The sequence below is a fragment of the Embleya sp. NPDC025285 genome (assembly GCF_055558835.1).
In genome coordinates this window covers 152,136-168,923 of the sequence record NZ_JBVHLU010000011.1, presented here as the reverse complement: position 1 = coordinate 168,923, position 16,788 = coordinate 152,136, and the positions used below count along the sequence as shown (strand labels likewise).

Here is a 16,788-nt window from a genome sequence, read left to right as displayed (position 1 = left end):
ACACCGTCCGCACCACCGGCATCGAGAAGAACACCCACGACAACCCGTTCGGCGCGGTCCTGTACTTCAAGGGCAAGGTCACCGACACGGTGGTCAAGGCCAAGCTGTCCCAGCCGATGCCCGACCTGGCGGACGTCTTCGAGGTACCGGACAGCGCGGCCTTCAAGGTCGGCGACTGGTGGGCGGTCACCATCGACCCGGAGCCGGGCAAGGGCAAGTACGAGCAGGAGGTGCAGCGCCTGGTCGAGATCACCCAGCTCGTGGACGCGACGCACATCCGGGTCGGCTACAAGATCGGCTGGGACCTCGCCGCCGGCCGTACCTTCACCTGGACCCGGATCGAGCCGGTGGACCGCGCGCACGTGCGCAACATGGTCTTCCAGGGCATCCAGGACGGCGACCAGTACACCGGGTCGCACCCGATCGCCTACGAGTACACGATCCACTGCGACGTCGAACACGTGGACGCGGTCGGCACGTTCTGGCCGGTGGTGATGCGCCGCTGGTGCACCCACTACCGCACCCGGGCGTGCTCGCTGAAGAACCCGGCCAGCGTCACGTGGGGCGGCGCGGGCTACCTCACCCAGCAGATCTACTGCCTGTACGGGCACGTCGAGGACTGCCACGTCGCGAACAGCCGGCACCTCAACGACCTGACCGCGTCCGCCTACTGCTACGTGACCAACTGTCACGGCGACGGCGACGACCAGGGCCCGTTCGTGACGCACGGTCAGTTCGAGCACGACCTCGTCTACACCGGCAACTCGGGTCTGATGACCTTCGCCAACTCCGGTGCCGCGTGGGGCTCGGTGGCCAAGCGCATCACCGTGCGCAAGCACGTGTGCTCGTGGTTCGTGGCCCGGGTCAAGATCACCGACCTGACCCTGGAGGACATGCAGGTGATCGGCAAGCCGGCGCTGGCCGGCTCCGGGATGTTGTGGGTCAACGCCGACGGCGTGCAGATCCGCGGCTGCACCGCCTCCGGGCCGCTGATCGTGTCGCAGGCGTCCAACCGTTCGCAGCGCGCCAACGTGATCGCCGACTCGACGTTCACGCTCGGCAAGGACGCCGAGATCACCCAGGCCAATGTGAGCGGCGAACTGCATCTGCACCGGGTCACCCTCAAGGGCCTGGACAACGCGAGCCTGAAGAACGCCGGGCGGCTCGTGCTCACCGACTGCACGCTGGTGGGCACGCCGACCGCCGCGCCGACCACGGTGACCGGCCCCGCGCTGAGCGTGTCCGGCGGCGAACTGCGGGACAGCGGCCTGCGGTTCGCGGGCACCGGAGACCAGAGTGTGGCGCTGGCGCGGACCCGGCTCGGCGGCACCAACGCGACCCGCGCGCTGCTGTCGCGCACCGGCGGTGCCCGCACCGTCTCCTGGCAGTTGGACGGCTGCGTGTCCACCGCCGCCGACCCGGCCACCGCACACGTGCTGGTCACCGACGGACCCAACCGCTATCGCGCGGCGGGCAGCACGTTCACCGGCGGTCGGCTCGAACTCGCCGGCGCGGCCTTCGGCGGCAACAGCGCGCTGCTGCACGGCGGCTGCGTCGAGGACGGCGTCACGCGTACCGCACTGCCCGACGAGGGCCCGCGCGTCGCGCACACCGCCGGCAACCAGCTCCTCTGACCCGCCGTCACCCCGGGCCCGCGGCACGCTCGTACGCGCGGCCACCGTCGTATCCGCAACACCCTCGCACCACGGGAAGCACCATGACCTCCCCCAGTTCGACCATGAACACCGGCCGACCGGCCATCACCGACCGACCCGTACGGGTCGCCCTGGTCGGTGCGGGCAACCGAGGCCTGACCTACACCGATTGGATCCATCGGCACCCCGACCGCGCCGAACTGGTCGCCGTGGCCGACCCGCGCGCCTCCGCCCGGGAAGCCTCCGGCGCGAGCGTGCAGTTCGAGGACTGGCGTGCACTGCTCGAGGAACGGATCGCGGACGCGGTGATCGTGGCCACCCAGGACCGCGAACACGTGGAGCCGATCCTGGCACTGGCCGGGGCCGGCTACGCGATCCTCACCGAGAAGCCGATGGCCGCCACCGAGGCGGACTGCCGGCGGATCATCGAGGGTGTCGCCGCGGCCGGCGTCCCGTTCGCGGTGTGCCACGTGCTGCGCTACACGCCCTACACCGACTTGGTGAAGGGCGTCCTGGACTCCGGTGTGCTCGGCTCGATCGTGAGCCTGGACCTGCTGGAGCCGGTCGGCTGGTGGCACTACGCGCACTCGTACGTGCGCGGCCCGTGGAGCCGGGAGGCGGACTCCTCGCCGATGATCCTGGCCAAGTCCTCGCACGACCTGGACTGGATCGGGTACGTCACCGGCTCCCGGATCGAGACGGTGGCAAGCTTCGGCGGGCTCGCGCACTTCAAGCCGGAGAACGCGCCGGCCGGATCGGCCCGCAACTGCCTGGACTGCGCGGTCGAACCCGACTGCCCGTACTCGGGGCCCAAGCTCTACTTCCCGGCGCTGCGCAAGACCGGCGACGCGTGGCCGATCAACCACGTCACCGACGCCGCGCACGGGCCGCGGGATCAGGCCGAGTTGGTCCGGGCGCTGCGCGAAGGCCCGTACGGGCGCTGCGTCTACCACTGCGACAACGACGTGGTGGACCACCAGGTGGTGGCGATGCAGTTGTCCGGCGGGATCACCGCGACCTTCACGATGACCGCGTTCACCGAGCAGACGCACCGCCAGGTGCGGATCTTCGGCAGCCACGGCTGGTTGCGCGGCGACGGCGAGCAGGTCACCGTGCACACCTTCGCCGACGACCGGGTGGTCACCCACGACGCGGGAGCCTCCGGGTCGAACGCGGCGGACGGACACGGCGGCGGCGACACCGCGCTGATCGACGCGTTCGTCACTGCGCTGGCCACCGGCGACCACGCCCACATCCGTTCCAACGGCGTCGACTCGCTCGGCAGCCACCTCGCCGCGTTCGCCGTCGAACGCTCCCGACACGGCGGCAACACCGAGACCGTACCCGCGAGTTGAGCGACCCCCCGTTCGGTTGAGCAACCCCCGAGTCGGTCCGGCCGCTCGAGCCGTCCCGCCCCCGCCGCCTGCCGGCGGGGGGCGAGCGGTCGGGCCACCGCCTCGGTCCTTGAACTGACACCCCGTCAAACCCCGCTGTCAGGAGACGCGACCCCCATGAGAAGAAGCATCCGTCCGCGTACCGTCCGCGCGATCGCCCTCCCGGTGCTCGCCACCGCCCTCACCGTGAGCCTCGCCGCGTGCGGCGGCTCCTCCGGCCCCGGCTCGGGCGGCAAGTCGATCACCACCTGGATGTATCCGGTGATCGCCGACGAGGCGAAGAACAAGGAGTACTGGGCCGGCCTCAGCGACGCGTTCAGCAAGGCCAACCCCGGCTACAAGGTCAAGGTCGAGACCTACCCGTGGGCCAACCGCGACACCGCGCTGGCCACCGCGATCGCCGCGAACAAGGGCCCGGACGTGGTCTACCTGGTGCCCGACCAACTGCCCAAGTACCAGCGCAGCCTGGTGCCCGCGGACGAGTACATGCCCGCCGCCGACAAGGCCGACTACCGCAAGGCCGCGCTGGATTCGGTGAGCGTGGAGGGCAAGCCGATGGCGACCCCGCTGCTGACCAGCGCCAACCCGCTGATCTGCGACAAGCGGGTGTTCGCCGCGGTCGGCGAGACGAACTACCCGGCCACCTGGGACGACCTGCTCAACCTGGCGCCGAAGCTCAAGGACAAGGGCTACCAGGCGACCAGCTACAGCGGCGACACCCAGCAGACGCTGAACCTGACCTGGTACCCGATGTTGTGGCAGGCGGGCGGTGACGTGTTCGCCGCCGACGGCAAGTCGGTCGCGTTCAACTCCGAGGCCGGCGTCAAGGCGCTGAGCTTCCTCAAGACCCTGGTGGACAAGGGCTATACGGACAAGGACCAGGTCACCACCACGCCCAAGCTGGAGCAGACCCCGGTGGCCAAGGGCAAGGTCGCCTGCACGTGGCAGAACACCCCGGCCGACGTGGAGAAGTTCTGGGGCAAGGAGAACACGGTCGTGCTGCCGCCGCTCAAGGACGTCAAGTCCGCCGGGTACGGCACGGTCGGCTCGTTCGCGATGCTCAAGGGCGCCAACAAGGACGCCGCCGGCAAGTGGATCTCCTTCGTCGCCAAGCCGGAGAACAGCCTCGCGCTGGTCAAGTCCAACGGCTACTTCCCGGCCCGCACCTCGGCCGCCGATCCCTACCCCGGGGACAAGCTCCAGGCCGACGTGGCCAAGACGCTCGACGTGATGAGCGCCGGCCCGCTCAAGGAGAAGTCGCGGGACGTGATGGGCGTGCTCGCGCCGGAGATCCAGGCCGCGCTGATCGGCAACAAGAGCCCCAAGGACGCGCTCAACGACGCGGCCAAGGCGGCGAACGCGCTGCTCGCGCGCTGACCCCGGCCGGGCGGCCCGGCCCCGCGTCCGGGCCGCCCACCCCTTCACCCGCGCCTGTTCCCTCCCGCCATCCGAGCTGGATCCGCTCCCATCCGTTCCCTCATCCGTTCCTCAGCCCAAGGAGGTCCCCGTGGCCGCAGTCGCGGAACAACCCCGCAGGCTCCGCCGACGCGGGCCGCACGCCCGCCGCGAGGCCCGAATCGGGCTGCTGTTCGTCCTGCCCGCCTTCGTGCTGTTCGTGCTGTTCCGGTTCGGCCCCAGCATCGCCGGCGTGCTGCTCGGCTTCACCGACTACTCGCTGATGGACTCGCCGAAGTTCACCGGCCTGGACAACTTCACCCGCCTGTGGGACGACCCGGTCTTCTGGTCCTCGCTCAGGGTGACCGTGCTCTACACGGTGATCACCGTGCCCGGCACGATCATCGCCGCGCTCGGGCTCGCGCTGCTGACCCGGCGCGCGTTCCGCGGGTCGAAGCTGTTCCGCTCGATCTTCTTCCTGCCGGTGGTCACCAGCCTGGTGCTCGCCTCCACCGTCTTCATCTGGATCTTCTCCACCGACGGACCGTGGTCCACGGTGATGGGTTGGATCGGCGGACACACCGGATCCTGGCTGGCCGACGACGTGTTTGTGGTGCCGGCGCTGGCGATCGTGGGCATCTGGTCGCGGTTCGGCTACGGCATGCTGATCCTGCTGGCCAGTCTGCAGAACGTGCCCCGTGAACTGGAGGAGGCCGCGCTCACCGACGGCGCCGGTCCCTGGCAGCGCTTCCGCTACATCATCGCGCCGAGCCTGAAGCCCGCGCTGTTCTTCCTCGCCGTGATCGAGACCACCGCCAGCTTCCAGGTCTTCGACGCGGTGTACGTGATGACCGGCGGCGGCCCGGCGAACGCCAGCTACACGCTGGTGTTCCAGCTCTACGACGCCGGCTTCAAGTACTTCGATCTCGGCTACGCCAGCGCGATCGGCCTGGCCCTGTTCGTGCTGACGCTCATCGTGGCGATCATCCAGCGCCTGGTGATCGGGAAGGAGAAGTGACCATGTCCCTCGACACCCACGAGGTCGCCGAGATCACGCCGCCGCCGGTCGCCGCGGCGAAGAGCGAACCGGCGGGCGCCCGCCTGCGTTTGCGCCGCCGCGACCGCTCCGGTCCCCGCCGCGAGCAGGACACCGTGCCGTACGCGATGCGCGGTACCCGGCGCGGCAAGGTGCTGCGCGGCCTGCTGCTCGGCGTGGTCGCGCTGGCCACGATCTTCCCGTTCTACGCGATGGTCGTGTTGTCCCTGAAGCCCTCCGGCGCGGTCGAGTTCCCGGGCAGCCTGCTGCCGTGGAACCTGACCACCAGCGCGTACAGCGACGTCCTCGGTTCGCAGGACGTCCCCCAGTGGCTGATCAACACGCTCATCTACTCGATCGTCGGCGTGCTCGGCACGCTGCTGCTGTCCGCGCTGGCCGGCTACGCGTTCGCCAAGAAGCGATTCCCCGGCCGCGAGGCGATGTTCTGGTCGTTCCTGTCGATGGTCATGGTCCCCTACCACGTGACGATGATCCCGACGTTCGTCCTGATCGCGAAGATGAACGGCGTCGACACCTACTGGGGTCTGATCCTGCCCTCGCTGGCCAACGCGCAAGCGGTGTTCCTGATGCGGCAGTTCATCCAGGGACTGCCGGACGAGCTGTTCGAGGCGGCCAAGATCGACGGCGCCTCGGAGTTCCAGATCTTCGTCCGGATCGTGCTGCCGCTGATCAAGCCGATCCTGGCCACCCTGGGCACGTTCGTCTTCCTGTGGCACTGGAACGACTTCCTGTGGCCGTTGATCGTCGGTCAGAGCACGGACATGCGCACGCTGACCGTCGGCATCGCCTCGCTGCAACAACAGAACGTGCCGCTGAACGTGGTCCTCGCGGGTTCCGTGGTCGCGTTCGTCCCCATCTTCATGGCCTACCTCGTGGGCCAGCGCTACGTCACCGAAGGCGTGGCGGCAACCGGAATCAAGGGCTGATCTCGCGTCATGAATGAGGTGGCTGTAGCTGTGGCCGAAGCGAAAGGCACGCCCACCGGGCTCGCGTTCCCGGACGGCGAGGCCGCGTTGGAGGAACTCCTCGCGACCCCGTCCGCGGCACTGATCGCGGACCTGGCCGATCTGGAGGGCGACCTGGTCGTGCTCGGCGCGGGCGGCAAGATGGGCCCGAGCCTGTGCCGGTTGGCCCGCCGCGCGCTGGACGCGGGCGGGCGCGGCGAGGTGCGCGTGTACGCGGTCTCGCGTTGGTCGGACCGCGCCGCGGCCGAGGCGTTGGAGGCCGACGGTGTGCGAACCGTCGCGTTCGACCTGATGACCGGCGACCCGGCCGAACTGCCGGACGCGGGCAACGTGGTGTTCATGGTCGGCGCCAAGTTCGGCTCGGCCGGCGCCCCCGAGCACGCGTGGGCGGTCAACGCCGCGCTACCGGACCGGATCGCGCGCCGCTACCCGACCGCGCGGATCGCCGCGTTCTCCACCGGCAATGTGTATCCGCTGGTGGCCGCGGGTTTCGGCGGCAGCGTGGAGAGCGACCCGGTCGGGCCGGTCGGCGAGTACGCGATGTCCTGCCTGGGCCGCGAGCGGGTGTTCACCCACGCCGCGACCACGCGCGGCACCCGGGTCGCGCTCATCCGGCTCAACTACGCGGTGGACCTGCGCTATGGCGTGCTCGCCGACATCGCGGCGGCGGTGTACGCGGGCCAGCCGGTGGATGTGACGACGGGTCAGGCCAACGTGGTGTGGCAGGGTTACGCCAACGAGGTCGCGTTGCGTTCGCTCGGGCACGCGGCGACGCCGTTCACGGTGAACCTGACCGGTCCCGAGACCGCGTCCGTACGGCGCCTGGCGACGCTGTTCGGTGCCGAGTTCGGTCGGGAGGCGATCGTGACCGGCGCCGAGTCGGGCAGCGCGCTGTTGTCCGACGCGAGTCTGTGCCACGAGTTGTTCGGCTATCCCGAGGTCCCCCTGCGCACACTCGTGGCCTGGCAGGCGGACTGGATCCGGCGCGGGTATCCGCTGTCCGGCAAGGCCACCAAGTTCCAGGTCCGCGACGGAAAGTTCTGAGGCATCGTGATCAACTCCGCAACGGATTACCCGGGTTCGATCGGCGCGGTGGATCCGGTCGACCCGGCCGGTTCGATCGATTCGGCCGGCGCGGCCGGTTCGGCCGGATCGCCGCTCTCACCGATCGAGTTGTTGCTCGAAGGCACCGTGATCCCCGCGCATCCGCTCGCGCTGGACGCCGAGGGACGGTTCGACGAGCGCCGGCAGCGGGCGCTGACCCGGTACTACCTCGGCTCCGGTGCGGGCGGGATCGCGGTCGGCGTGCACACCACGCAGTTCGAGATCCGCAGGCCCGAGGTCGGGCTGCTGCGGCCGGTGTTGGAACTGGCCGCCGAGACGGTCGCGCGCGAGGCGGGCCGCCCGGTGGTACGGGTGGCCGGAGCCTGTGGGTACACCGCGCAGGCGGTGGCCGAGGCCGAACTCGCCGCGTCGCTCGGCTACGACGCGGTGCTGCTCAGCCCCGCCGTACCCGGTGCGGACGAACAGGGGCTGCTGGACCGGGCCCGCGCGGTCGGCGAGGTGCTGCCGGTGATCGGGTTCTACCTCCAGGACGCGGTGGGCGGGCGGTTCCTGACCCCCGGGTTCTGGCGCGCGTTCGCGGACATCCCGAGTGTGGCCGCGATCAAGATCGCGCCGTTCGACCGCTACCGCACCTCGGACGTGCTCTCGGCGGTGGCCGACGCCGACCGGGCGGGCGAGGTCGCGCTGTACACCGGCAACGACGACGCGATCATCACCGACCTGCTCACCCCGTATCGGGCCGGCGACCGGCCGCGCTGGTTCGCCGGTGGCCTGCTCGGCCAGTGGGCGGTCTGGACGTCGACCGCGGTCACGCTGCTCGACCGGGTCCGCCGCGCCCGCGCGGGCGATCACCGATTGATGGTCGACCTGCTTGGTCAGGCACCGGAGTTGACCGACGCGAACTCGGCGGTGTTCGACGTGCGCGGCGGCTTCCGCGGCTGCATCGCGGGTGTGCACGAGGTGCTCCGGCGCCAGGGCCTGTTGGCCGGCACGTGGTGCCTGGATCCGGCGGAGGCGCTGTCGCCGGGACAGGCGGAGGAGATCGAGCGGGTGTCGAATGCCTATCCGTGGCTGACCGACGACGCGTTCGTGGCGGAGCACCTCGATGCCTGGCTCGCCTAGTCCGGGCCCGGCCGGTGTGCGGCCCGATCGCGCCGTGGTCGCGCTGGCCGTGCCGCCCGGGCTGCGCGCGGAGTTCTTCGGCGCGGCCGACCCGGCCGGTCCGGGTGGGCCGGCCGAGCGGCTGCGGGCGCCGGCCGACCTCGTGCCGGTGGACGATCCCACCGATGTCGAGACGCTGCGCGCGGCCTTCGGGATCGCCGACGTCGTGGTGTCGTCGTGGGGAATGCCCCGACTGACCGGCGAGTTGCTCGCGGCGGCGCCCCGGGTCGGGCTGTTGGCGCACACCGGCGCGGCGATCACGCCGGTGGTGGGCGCGGACGCGTTCGCGCGCGGGGTGCGGGTGACGCAGGCCGGCCAGGGCATGGCCCGGTCCGTAGCCGAGGTGGCGCTGGCCTTCACCCTCGCGCTGCTGCATCAAACCCATCGTTACGACCACGCGTTGCGCGGTGGACGCGAGTGGGAGACGGCCTCGATCGCACCGGCCCGGCACGAGGTGCTCGGCGCCCGGATCGGCGTGGTCGGCGCGTCCCGGACCGGTCGCGCGTACATCGAGGTGACTCGGGCGCTCGGCGCCCGGGTCCAGGTCGCCGACCCCACCCTGAGCGCCGCCGACGCGGCCGATCTGGGAGTCGAACTCGTCGAGCTGGACCGGCTCCTGACCACCAGTCGCATCGTCGCGCTGCACGCCCCGTCGCTGCCGGCGACGCGGCACCTGATCGGGGCCCGCGAGTTGGCCCTGCTCGCGGACGGTGCGGGCCTGGTGAACACCGCGCGCTCGTGGCTGGTCGACGAGCGGGCCCTGCTCGCGGAGTTGCGCACCGGCCGGATCGAGGCCGCGCTGGACGTCTACGACGCGGAGCCGCTGCCCGTGGACCACGCGTTCCGGGCGCTGCCCAATGTGCTGCTGACGCCGCATCGGGCCGCCGGTACGGTCGAGTGTCGCCGACGCCAGGGCGACATCGTCCTCGACGAGGTGGAGCGCTATCTGACGGGCCGTCCGCTCGCCCACGAGGTCGGCCCCGAAGCGCTCACCCGCGTCGGCTGAACCTCCTTCGCAGTTCCACCATCGACACCTTCACGTACCTGGAGAGATCACCGTGCGCCTGATGCGCGTAGGCGAACCCGGCAACGAACGCCCCGTGCTGTTCGCCGCCGACGGCCGCCACTTCGACCTGAGCCGGCTGACCGTCGACATCGACGGGGCGTTCTTCGCCTCCGACGGCGTCGAGCGGGTCCGTGAGGCCGCGGCGGCGGGCACGCTGCCGGAGATCGACGTCGCGGGCCTGCGGGTCGGCGCGCCGGTGGCCGCCCCCGGCGCGATCCTGTGCATCGGCCAGAACTACGCGGCACACGCGGCCGAATCCGGCGCCGAGCCGCCGAGCACGCCGATCCTGTTCTACAAGACGCCGCACACCCTGACCGGGCCCTACGACGACGTGTTGATCCCGCGCGGCGCGGTCAAGACCGACTGGGAGGTCGAACTCGCCGTCGTGATCGGGCGGCAGGCGCGATACCTCGCGTCGCCGAAGGACGCGTTGGCGCACGTCGCGGGCTACACGATCAGCAACGACGTGTCCGAACGCGCCTTCCAGTTGGAGCAGTCCGGCGGACAGTGGTCCAAGGGCAAGAACTGCGAGACGTTCAACCCGCTCGGCCCGTGGCTGGTGACCACCGACGAGGTTCCCGACCCGCAGACGCTCGGACTGCGTTCGTGGGTCGGCGGCGAGAGCCGGCAGGACTCGACGACGGCCGACATGATCTTCGGCGTCGCGTACCTGATCCACCACCTGTCGCAGTACCTCGTGCTGGAACCGGGCGACATCGTCAACACCGGGACGCCGCAGGGCGTCGCGCTGTCCGGGCGCTTCCCGTACCTGGCGGAGGGCGATGTGATGGAGATGGAGATCGACCGGCTGGGGCGGCAGCGGTCGCACCTGGTGCAGGCCTGACGGAGGGCCCGGGTCTGCCGGACGGCGCACGTCCGGCAGACGGCACAGGTCCGACGGACGGCGGTCGCCGAGAGCGGGCCGCTCGCGCCGGCCGGGTCGGGTCCGCCCGGCCGGCGCCTCGGGGCGTGGCGGCGGTCAGTGGCGTACGGCGACCGCGTCGACCTCGAACAACATCTCGGGCAGGGCCAGCGCGGCGACGCCGCTGAGCGTCTGGGTCGGCGGGACGGAGCCCCAGATCTCGCCGATCGCCTTGCCCAGAATGGCCAGCTTGTCGGAATCGTGGTCGACGATATGCGTGCGCAGCTGGACGATGTGGCTCAGGTCCAGGCCGACGGCCGCCAGCGCCGTGCGCAGATTGGCGAACGACTCCTCGACCTGCTCGGCGAAGTCGTCGGTGGTCACATGGCCGTCGGCGTCCGACGCGTACTGCCCGGCGACGAAGACGAGTTCCCCGGATGCCACGGCCACATGGCTGTAGCCGAAGTGCACCGGGTCGTGCAGGCCGTCGGGGTTGATGATGCGGTGTGACATGGTCGGGGTCCCTCCGAAGCGAACGGTCGTCGAGTACAGGTCGTCGACGCGGCTGATCATTCCCGAAGGACGTCTCGATCATCGGTGCGGCGCCGCGAACCGGATGTTCCCCATCCGCGTCCGGGGAACGGCCCAACCCCGTGGTGGGGGGCGATACCGAGCGAGGCCGGCGCCGAGCTCTTCACCGACGTCGGCGCCGCCACGCCGGTCGGTCGAGTCGGCCGGGGCGACGAAGTCGCGGCCGTGATGCGGCTGTTCGTCGGCAACGGCTTCATGACCGGCACGGTGATCGACCGCACCGGCGGTGCCAACCTCGCGACGGGCCGCCGACCCGGGTTTCGCGGCCCGGCCTTTTGCCCATGCCGCAGACCGGGCGATCCGGCGGCCCGGCGATATCCGGGCATTACGGCAACGGCGACAGGGAATCGTCACAGCGTGTACCGGTCGAGTTCTCTCGGATTATCGGGCCGCCCCGGTGCGGTCAGGGAAATGAATCGTGCTGTCGACAAAGCACGGATTGCATTCGCGGAAATACGCACGGGAATCGCGGATGGAAACGGCGAGGGCCCCGCCATGCGGCGGGGCCCTCGTGGTCGGGTGGGATCACTCGGTGATCCCACCCGGTTCGGCGTTCGTGCGGTGGTCCGCCTCGACGGCGTCAGACCTCGTGGCGAGCGCGGCGACGGTTGAAGTAGATCGCACCTCCGCCGGCCAGCAGCAGCGCGGCGGCCGCGCCGGCGATCATGCCGGTGTAGGAGTCGTCGCCACCGGTCTTGGCGAGGTCCTTCCCATTGCCCGCGGGAGCGACCGGGAGCCAGGGCACGACAACCGCCGGGTCGTCGGTGCCGGGCTCGACGATCGGCTTGGTCGGCCCCGCACTGCCGGTCGGCTGCGCGCTGGTGGCCGGGGGCGCCGAGGTGGTCGCGGGGGCGGACGGGCTCGCGGGAGCGGACGGGGTGGTCGGGGCCGAACTGGTGGCCGGCGCCGAAGTCGTCGGCGGGGCGGACGTGGTCGCCGGCGCCGAGGTGGTCGGCGCGGCGGACGTCGCCGGCGCGCTCGAGGTCGGCGGCTTGGGCGTGCTCGGCGTCGTGGTGGCGACCGGCGGCAGGGTCGTCGGCGGCGCGGTCGTCGGCGGGACGGTCGGCGTCTCGACGCAGTCGAGCTTGCCCGTGTACGTCGCCGCGTAGTTGCCCGGGCCGGACACCGTGATCGTGTAGGCCGTGTCCTCGGCGACCTTGACGAACTGCGTCCTGGTCGAGCTCGGCGGCACGGTCACCGTCGTGCCGTTGACCTTGAAGTCGGCCGGTCCGTCACCGGTGTTCTTCAGCGTGACCGTGACGCCGCCCTGGACGCAGTCCTCCTTGTACGTCGACGAGGGGACCGGAACCGGCTTGTGGCTCCACTTGACCTGGGCCGAGGCACTGGCCGAGAACGGCTGCGAGCCCGCGGTGATCAGGGTCTGGGTGTGCTTGCGGTTCTTGCCCAGGAAGACCCGGCCGATGTTGATGCCGGCCTTGGTGGTTGCCGAGATCTTGGCCTCGCCCGGCGTCTTGGGCGCCTTGACGTAGAGCTCGGTGCCGTTGGCGGCCGAGTCGATCGGCTTGCCGTCCTTGCCCACCAGCGAGGCGCCGGCCGGGACGGTGCCGTCGAGCTTGACCGCGACCGGGTCGGTCCCGGACGTCTTGACGGTGATCGGGCCGACGCCCGGAGTGTCGCTGTCGTTGCCGGACCTGGTGGTCGGCGACAGCTCGAGCGAGGCACCGGGCTCGGCGGACTCACCCTTGTTGGCCGGGCCGGTCAGGTACGCGTAGAGCGCGTTGACGTCCTCGCCGTTGCTGCTGCTCGCGTCGACACCGTTGCTGTAGTGCCAGATCGCCGCCTGGGTGGCCGCGACGGCCTCCGCGGCGTCGAGGTCGTAGAACTTCTTGCCCTTGCGCTCGTGCAGCGGCAGACCCGCGGTCTTGGCCAGCGCGTTGAGGTCGGACGTCTTCGGGTACGAGTTGTTCAGCACCCAGTTGATCTTCGCGACCTTGGCCGTGTCGTTGAGCCAGGACTCCCCCCAGGTGCCCTCGCGGTACTCGGCGTCGTCGCGGACCGTGGTGTCCAGGTCGATGCAGTAGACCAGGACCTCGGGCGTCCCCCGGCGCTCCTGGCTGAGAATCATCAACTCGGTCTGCACGCCGAAGGGGTGGCCCTTCAGGCGCACCGAGCCCTCCGTGTCGTCCACGTGGCCCCGGAATCGGAGCTTGGTGCTGTCGGTGTCGGCGTGCGCGGAAGGCGCCAGGCCGACGACCGCGACCGCGGCCATACCTGTGGCGGCGAACGCCGAAGCCACGCGGGATATACCCCGCTGGGTCCTGAACATGAAAGAAACGACTCCTCATGAAAGGCGGCCCCCGCTGCCCGGGTCTGTCACCGGGGTCCCCACCCCTGGGCCGCCGAACGCAAGAATCGTGGTAACCCGAAGTTTAGTCAATTCACGTCCGGGGAAATCCGCCCACAAATCGAAATTCACCCGACCCACCGCGATACCGCGAAAAACCATTTCTCGCCATTTGCCGGATTCGATGCCGGATGAGGGCGGCCGGTGGCACGCCGACTCCGGCGGGCGACGCCGGCTCGACCCGAGGCCGGTGCGCGCCGCGAGAGACGCGAAGCCGCCGACTCCCCGGTGCGGGGAGGCGGCGGGCGGTTGGGGCGGGGTCAGGTCGCGTCGTCGGCGAAGGTGCCTGCGTGGGCGGCGCGTTGCGGGTCTCGCCGGCGCAGGATCGCGTAGCCGGCGATGCCCACCACCAGCGCGCCGACGAAGACGTACGGCAGCACGTTGAGCGGGGACTCCGGGACCGGCCACAGGTTGCGGTAGAAGACGTAGACCATCGCCGCCGCGCCGATCAGGCCCAGGACCCAGGTGATCGCCAAGGCTCGGGCGCCGGTCTTGCGGACGAACAGCGGTGCGGCGAGGCAGACCAGCACGTACGACAGCATGTAGCCGAAGACGCCGATCGTGTCGATGTAGGTGGTCGCGTCCAGGCCGTCGGTGCCGGCCAGGATCACCGCCACGGTCGGGATCGCGACGAACGGCGTGACCACCCGGATCGCGGCGGACGGGGTCTTGTGGGTCGGGTGCGCCCGGCCCAGGCGCGCCGGGACGACACCCTCCCTGGCCATGCCGAACAGCAGCCGGGCCGCGACCGTGACACAGGCCATCACCACCGCCAGGAACGAGGCCGCGAAGCCCGCGTGCAGGAAGAACTTCAGGAAGCCGAGCCCGGAGAGTCCGGCCAGTTCGTCCATCGGGTCGGCACTGGCCACCAGGCCGTCCGGACCGCCGAAGCCGACCACCTGGGCGTAGGTGGCGAACATGTACAACAGCCCGGCCAGCAGCGCGCTGCCCATCACCGCGCGTGGGATCGCCTTGTACGGGTCGGTCGCCTCCGCGCCCAGCGAGGCCGCGCCCTCGAAGCCGACGAAGCCGAGCACGCCCAGGACCACCGCGAACACCACGCCGTCGAGCGTGCTGCCGCTCAGGGTGAGTTGATCGGTGTCGAACAGGTCGTTGCCGCTCTTGAAGAACACCGCGAGGAGCACGACCACGACCAGCACGATCGAGACCACCTCCAGCGTCGCCGCCACGCGCGCGGCGGTGCGCACGCTCGCGATGGTCAGCCGGACCGCGATCGCGGCGAGGAGCACGTCCAGTAGTACCTGACCGGCCACACCCGTGAACGCGCCCACACCGATCCCGTCGAGCGCGCGACCGGTGTAGTAGCCGGCGCCGGCCAGCGAGCCGGAGCCGATGCACACCGCGCCGATCAACAGCGCCCAGCCGGTCACGAACGCGCCGGACGGTCCGAGCGAGAGCCGGGTGAACGCGTACAGCGAGCCGGTGCCTGCCCGGCGGCGGGCGAACACGCAGATGCAGTACGCGATCGCCAGCACCGCGGCCATGGCCAGGAAGAAGGAGAACCACGCGCCGTTGCCGGCGGACGCGGCCATGCTCGCGGGGGCGAACGCGATGACCGCGCTCGGCGCGACGTTGGCCACGCTCTGCGCGCCCACCTCGAAGCTGGTCACACTGCGTCGGGCCAGGCCGCTGTCGGCCCCGCCGGGGGCCGCGGCACCGGAGGAGGGGGCGCCGGACGAGGCTGCGGATGTGGGCACGCTTGCTGCCTTTCCGGACTTTCCGGCCGAATTGCCTGGGGTGAGAGTAGTCATCGGTCAGCCCTCGCGCTTGGTGGGGTCGTACGCGGACGGGGTGTGGGTGCCCGGTCCGGAGACGGACCGGGGCGCGGTGTACGCCGTGTACGCGTCGTATGCGGCCGAGTCGTAGGCGGCCGATTCGACGGCGGCTACGCCCGGTTCGCCCGGTTCGTACGCCGTCGGTCGGTGGCCGGTGAGCAACAGTTGGCGAAGCGCGCGGCCCTCGTTGAGCTCCGCGAGCGCGTCCCCGGCCTCCTCCAGCGGGCGCCGCGCGGAGATCATCGACTCGACGTCCAGAAAGCCGCCGACCACGAGGTCGACCAGGATCGGGATGTCGCGATGGGGGACCACCGAGCCGTAGTTCGAGCCGAGGATGCGCTGATCGGCCTCGGCCAGTGCGAGCGGGTCGAACCGGGCGGTGCTGCCGGTCGGCGGGAGGCCGACGATCACCGCCGCGCCGCCCTGGCCGAGTGCGGCGATGGCCTGCTCGGTGGTGGCGATCTTGCCGATCGCGTCGAACACGTAGTCCAAGCCCTCGGGGACCAACGCGCGCAGCGCCGCCACCGGGTCGACCGCGCTCGCGTCGATCGTGTCGGTCGCGCCCAGCTTGCGGGCCAGGTCGAGCTTGTCCGCGACCACGTCCACCGCGACGATCCGGCCCGCGCCGGAGAGTCGGGCGCCCTGGACGCAGGACAGGCCCACACCGCCGCAGCCGATCACCGCGACCGTCGCGCCGGCCTCGACGCCCGCGGTGTTGCGGACCGCGCCCACGCCGGTCGCGATGGCGCAGCCGACCAGGGCCAGCGCGTCCAGCGGCGCGTCCTTGCGGACCTTGATCGCGCCGGAGACCGGGACCACCACGCGATCGGCGAACGAGGACACGCCGAGGTAGTGGTGCAGTTCTTCGCCGTCGGTCGAGCTCAGCCGACTGGTGCCGTCGTACAGGACGCCCCGGGGCGCGACCACTTCCGCGACCAGGGAGCACGCGGCGGGGCGACCGGCGAGGCAGTACCGGCAGGCGCCGCAGGCGGGCACCCAGGACAGCACCACGTGGTCGCCGACGGCCAGGCCCGAGTCCTCGGTGTCCGGACCGAGCGCGGTCACCACACCGGAACCCTCGTGACCCAGCACGACCGGCATCGGCACGTCCCACTCGCCGCGCACCACGTGCAGATCCGAGTGGCACACGCCGGCCGCGACCACCGCGACCTCGACCTCGCCCGAGCCGGGCGGGGCCAGGACGAGGTCGGTCATGGTGAGGTCGTTGCCGGGGCGCAGGACCACGCCGCGGACGCGGTCGGCGGGTGCCGGCGAGGGGATGGTGCGCATGACTGCTCCAGGCTGGACGGGATCGCGTTTAGTGGCGCTAAACTTTCGTCAAGGTTTTACAGGAGTAAACTCTCGGCGTAAAGACCCCCGAGCGGGGTGAATCCGAACCTTTATGGACCGCCCGGC

The 16,788-nt window shown here is 70.9% G+C and carries 13 protein-coding genes; 9 read left to right on the top strand and 4 right to left on the bottom strand.

The window, feature by feature from the left end; genetic code table 11:
• The 9 genes from ACZ4FV_RS10190 to ACZ4FV_RS10150 form a co-directional block, all read left to right on the top strand.
• Positions 1–1,634 (top strand): peptidase C14 (locus ACZ4FV_RS10190; protein ID WP_465322374.1); only part of this gene is annotated, 1,634 nt, incomplete at its 5' end.
• Between the two features lie 83 nt (positions 1,635–1,717).
• On the top strand, positions 1,718–3,010 hold the full coding sequence (locus ACZ4FV_RS10185) for a Gfo/Idh/MocA family protein (RefSeq protein WP_395863662.1): 1,293 nt from the start codon (positions 1,718–1,720) through the stop codon (positions 3,008–3,010).
• A gap of 156 nt (positions 3,011–3,166) precedes the next feature.
• Positions 3,167–4,426 (top strand): ABC transporter substrate-binding protein, encoded by a 1,260-nt coding sequence (locus ACZ4FV_RS10180; protein ID WP_402233130.1) that lies wholly within the window; start codon positions 3,167–3,169, stop codon positions 4,424–4,426.
• Positions 4,427–4,556: 130 nt separating this feature from the next.
• A complete protein-coding gene (locus ACZ4FV_RS10175) occupies positions 4,557–5,462 on the top strand; it encodes a carbohydrate ABC transporter permease (RefSeq protein WP_395863665.1) in 906 nt (301 codons plus the stop codon).
• A 2-nt stretch (positions 5,463–5,464) separates the two neighbouring features.
• Positions 5,465–6,427 carry a carbohydrate ABC transporter permease gene (locus tag ACZ4FV_RS10170; protein WP_406294872.1) on the top strand — a complete coding sequence of 321 codons (963 nt, stop codon included), beginning with the start codon at positions 5,465–5,467 and terminating at the stop codon, positions 6,425–6,427.
• A 9-nt stretch (positions 6,428–6,436) separates the two neighbouring features.
• Positions 6,437–7,510 (top strand): NAD-dependent epimerase/dehydratase family protein, encoded by a 1,074-nt coding sequence (locus ACZ4FV_RS10165; protein ID WP_465322372.1) that lies wholly within the window; start codon positions 6,437–6,439, stop codon positions 7,508–7,510.
• 123 nt (positions 7,511–7,633) lie between these two features.
• On the top strand, positions 7,634–8,653 hold the full coding sequence (locus ACZ4FV_RS10160; RefSeq protein WP_402233304.1) for a dihydrodipicolinate synthase family protein: 1,020 nt from the start codon (positions 7,634–7,636) through the stop codon (positions 8,651–8,653).
• Positions 8,637–9,698, top strand: a complete 1,062-nt coding sequence (locus ACZ4FV_RS10155; protein ID WP_402233126.1) for a hydroxyacid dehydrogenase — start codon at positions 8,637–8,639, stop codon at positions 9,696–9,698. The genes ACZ4FV_RS10160 and ACZ4FV_RS10155 overlap by 17 nt, the downstream gene beginning before the upstream one ends.
• A 52-nt stretch (positions 9,699–9,750) precedes the next feature.
• A complete protein-coding gene (locus ACZ4FV_RS10150; protein ID WP_395863673.1) occupies positions 9,751–10,602 on the top strand; it encodes a fumarylacetoacetate hydrolase family protein in 852 nt (283 codons plus the stop codon).
• A 135-nt stretch (positions 10,603–10,737) separates the two neighbouring features.
• Here the strand turns inward: ACZ4FV_RS10150 and ACZ4FV_RS10145 are convergent, their stop codons facing one another.
• From ACZ4FV_RS10145 to ACZ4FV_RS10130, 4 genes are all read right to left on the bottom strand, one after another.
• A complete protein-coding gene (locus tag ACZ4FV_RS10145; protein ID WP_402233123.1) occupies positions 10,738–11,133 on the bottom strand; it encodes a RidA family protein in 396 nt (131 codons plus the stop codon).
• Between the two features lie 658 nt (positions 11,134–11,791).
• Positions 11,792–13,498, bottom strand: a complete 1,707-nt coding sequence (locus ACZ4FV_RS10140; protein ID WP_465322369.1) for a Cys-Gln thioester bond-forming surface protein — start codon at positions 13,496–13,498, stop codon at positions 11,792–11,794.
• 338 nt (positions 13,499–13,836) lie between these two features.
• Complete coding sequence (locus tag ACZ4FV_RS10135; protein WP_465322368.1) at positions 13,837–15,294, bottom strand: APC family permease; 1,458 nt, start codon at positions 15,292–15,294, stop codon at positions 13,837–13,839.
• Positions 15,295–15,351: 57 nt separating this feature from the next.
• Positions 15,352–16,662 carry a zinc-binding dehydrogenase gene (locus ACZ4FV_RS10130; protein WP_395863681.1) on the bottom strand — a complete coding sequence of 437 codons (1,311 nt, stop codon included), beginning with the start codon at positions 16,660–16,662 and terminating at the stop codon, positions 15,352–15,354.
• Positions 16,663–16,788: the final 126 nt, after the last annotated feature.